This is a genomic window from Gordonia sp. i37, from assembly GCF_002043085.1.
GTDB lineage: Bacteria > Actinomycetota > Actinomycetes > Mycobacteriales > Mycobacteriaceae > Gordonia > Gordonia polyisoprenivorans.
Window position 1 is genome coordinate 1 of sequence record NZ_MVPX01000393.1, and the last position, 2,817, is coordinate 2,817.

Consider the following 2,817-nt stretch of genomic DNA (forward strand, 5'->3'; position numbering starts at 1 on the left):
TACAGCGGCGGCTCGATGACGAACAGGTAGAGCAGCGATGCCAGCCAGATCGCCAAGTTCGTCGGATCCCCGTCACGCCGCCACCGCCGCATTGCATGAAGCAGTGCCAGCACCGCGCCCAGAATGATCGTGTACTCCAGCACCGGCAGCGTCCAGTTGGCCAGCTGCGCCGGATTACGCAGGGTGACAACCGGATCGGCTGCCGAACAATCGAACCCCAGGTATCTCGTGATCAACTCCGCCGCCGACCCCGGCGCACAGACACTCATGTCGAACCCCCTACTCGGCGGTTGCGGCCGTCACCGGCCCGCGGTGAGACCGGCGGCGTCGGGCAGCGGAATCACCTCGGCGTTGCGGCCCGGGGTGGCCCGCCCGTCGACCCAGACGTCGGCGGGCGGATGCCCGGTGGGATCGAATCCCGGTGGCAGTACGGTACGTCCCGTGGCGCGTTTGCACCAGTACCACGCCAGGCCGGCGAGAACCCGTGGACTGCGGACCATCTGCACCGCCGGTTCGTCGAGATTGAAGACCTTGGCGAAGTGGTCCTCGACCACCGAATCCTCCCGGGTGGTGCCGGAGATGAGGTTGAACACCGGCCAGGCGAGTCGCCCGACGATCCGCCGTCGCCACGGCGGCACCACCTCGGTGCCCTCCGCGCTGTCGTATCCCTGATCACGCGCCAACGCCAGCGTCCACGGGACCTTCAGCGTCTTCGCCTGTGCGCGATAGAAGTCGGTGAAGAAGTCCCGATCCAGAGTTGTTCGGGCGGTGAGCTTCTCGTCGAGCAGCAGCGCCGAGCGGGCCGCCGAGCTCATCCCCTGGCCGTAGAGCGGATTGAACCCACAGATCGCATCGCCGATCACCACCAGGCCGGTCGGCGGGGCGTCGAGCAGATCGTAACGGCGCCAGGCGTTTCCGGTCGATTTGGTGACGAAGACCTTGGAGATCGGTTCGCACACGTCCACCACCGCACCGAAGGTGGGGGCCCGAACCGCGTGGGCGGCATCGACGAAGTCGTCTTCCCGCAGCGGCATCTTGTGTCCCCACGACCCCATGGTGACCAGCACCCGATCCTTTTCGATCGGGAAGATCTGACAGAGGTAGTCGTCGACAGTGGGATGCTCGCCGGTGTCGGTGGTCGGCAGAACCGACAGGTGATGCCACCACCACCAGTCCGGTCTGCTTGCCCCCGTGGGCTTTTGGTACCATCGCGTCGAGTAGGTCGCGCCGGCGTCGAGCGTGCGTACCGGCACCTGCGGCCATCCCGCCCGGTGCAGCCACTCGCTGACGCGTGAGCCGCGACCGAGCGCGTCGACGATGAGATCGGCCTCGACGACGTTGCCATCGGGCCCACCCGGGCGACCCGACAACCGGACGCCGGTGACCCGACGACCGTCGGCACCGTCGGCCGTCTCGAGGCCGCTCACCCCGACACCCTCCTCCACGGTCACATTCGGTATGTCGCGCAGCATGTCCCGCAGAACGCGTTCGACGAGCAGCCGGGAGGAGTAGATCATCGTCATCGTCGACTCCTGCCGCGGAATCCAGCCACGACCCTCGCAGTGCGCGGCCGCCATCGACGGCATCAGTTGCATCCCACCGGCCTGAACCAGCGCGCTGGAAGCCGGGGAAGATCGTATCCATCGCGCGACGTCCGGAGTTGAGCAGAAAATGCGGGTGCCGGCTCTGCGGCACACCCCTCCGGTGTTCGGCACCGTCGGGCAGCACGTCGCGCTCGACGACGATCACCTCGTCGACGTGCCGCGCGAGGACCGCCCGCCGCGCAGATCCCCGCGATACTCCCGCCCATCACCACAGCCCGCCCACCGTGCGACATCGCCACTCCTCTTTTGTCATTCGTCTTGATCATACATTCTCGCTTATATGTATGACCGTAACCACGAAGGCGACGCGGAGTCAATGGTGAACTCAACGGGACGGGTACCCGAATACGTACGATGGGGGCGGCCGACCTGCGCCGATACGTTCGGCACCACCCCCAGACGTGCCGGCCACACCCGAGGACCGAGGATGATCCCCATGGAGTTCACCGATTGCGCCGAGAGCGTTCGCTGATGCGCACCCGAGGATGGAACGGCACCCCGCCGGCCAGCGACGACGAGGCACGCGAACGCATCCTCGATGTCGCACGCCATGCGATCACCGTCGACGGCGCGATCAACCTGAGCATCACCGACATCGCCCGCGAACTCGGGGTGACCCGGCAGACGGTGTACCGCTATTTCCCCAGTGCCGACGCCGTTCTCATGGAGGCAGCGCTGCGGTCGGCGACCGCGGGCTTCCTCGATCGTCTCGCCGGCCGCCTCGTCGGCATCACCGACCCGGCCGAAGCCGTCGTCGAGGGTCTCGCGACCACCCTCGAGGTGCTACCGGTCGATCCCTACGTCAGCGTGGTACTCAGTCCCGGCCACTCCAGCAGCCTGCAGTCCGCGATCACCTCCGAGGTGGCCATCGAGCTCTGCCGATCGATGTTGATGCAATTCGACATCGATTGGGCGCAAGCAGGTTTCGATGATGCCGAACTGGAGGAGCTGGCCGAGTTCCTGCTGCGGATCCTGCAGTCGTTCATCCTCGATCCGGGCCATCCGCCCCGCCAGGGCGCACACCTGCGCCGATATCTGCGGCGCTGGGTCTCCCCGGCGGTACGGGTGGCCGGTCTATCCGAAGGCTCCGGCGAATCCCGGACCCGCGCAGGTAGAAACACATGACCGCCAGCACGCTGCCCAGCACCCCGGTGTAGGCGCCGAACACCTGCGCCTCGACGGTCGAACCGACCTTGGTCAACCCCACGGCGAG

At 66.8% G+C, this 2,817-nt stretch carries 2 protein-coding genes and 1 pseudogene; 1 reads left to right on the plus strand and 2 read right to left on the minus strand.

The genetic code is table 11. The features are described from left to right. Positions 1-269, minus strand: a pseudogene (locus B1964_RS19370) (hypothetical protein); the annotation flags it as partial. Positions 270-299: 30 nt separating this feature from the next. Then, positions 300-1,586 carry a hypothetical protein gene (locus B1964_RS19375; protein WP_253194074.1) on the minus strand — a complete coding sequence of 429 codons (1,287 nt, stop codon included), beginning with the start codon at positions 1,584-1,586 and terminating at the stop codon, positions 300-302. 489 nt (positions 1,587-2,075) lie between these two features. Between B1964_RS19375 and B1964_RS19380 the strand changes: the two genes are divergently transcribed. Further along, positions 2,076-2,729: a TetR/AcrR family transcriptional regulator gene (locus B1964_RS19380; RefSeq protein ID WP_079930927.1), complete on the plus strand. Its 654-nt coding sequence runs from the start codon at positions 2,076-2,078 to the stop codon at positions 2,727-2,729. Positions 2,730-2,817 lie beyond the last annotated feature (88 nt).

What these genes read in the sequence shown, in the direction of transcription:
- B1964_RS19375 (WP_253194074.1), bottom strand. Translation starts at nt 1,586, where the DNA reads ATGCCGTCGATGGCGGCCGCGCACTGCGAGGGTCGTGGCTGGATTCCG.
- B1964_RS19380 (WP_079930927.1), top strand. Translation starts at nt 2,076, where the DNA reads ATGCGCACCCGAGGATGGAACGGCACCCCGCCGGCCAGCGACGACGAG.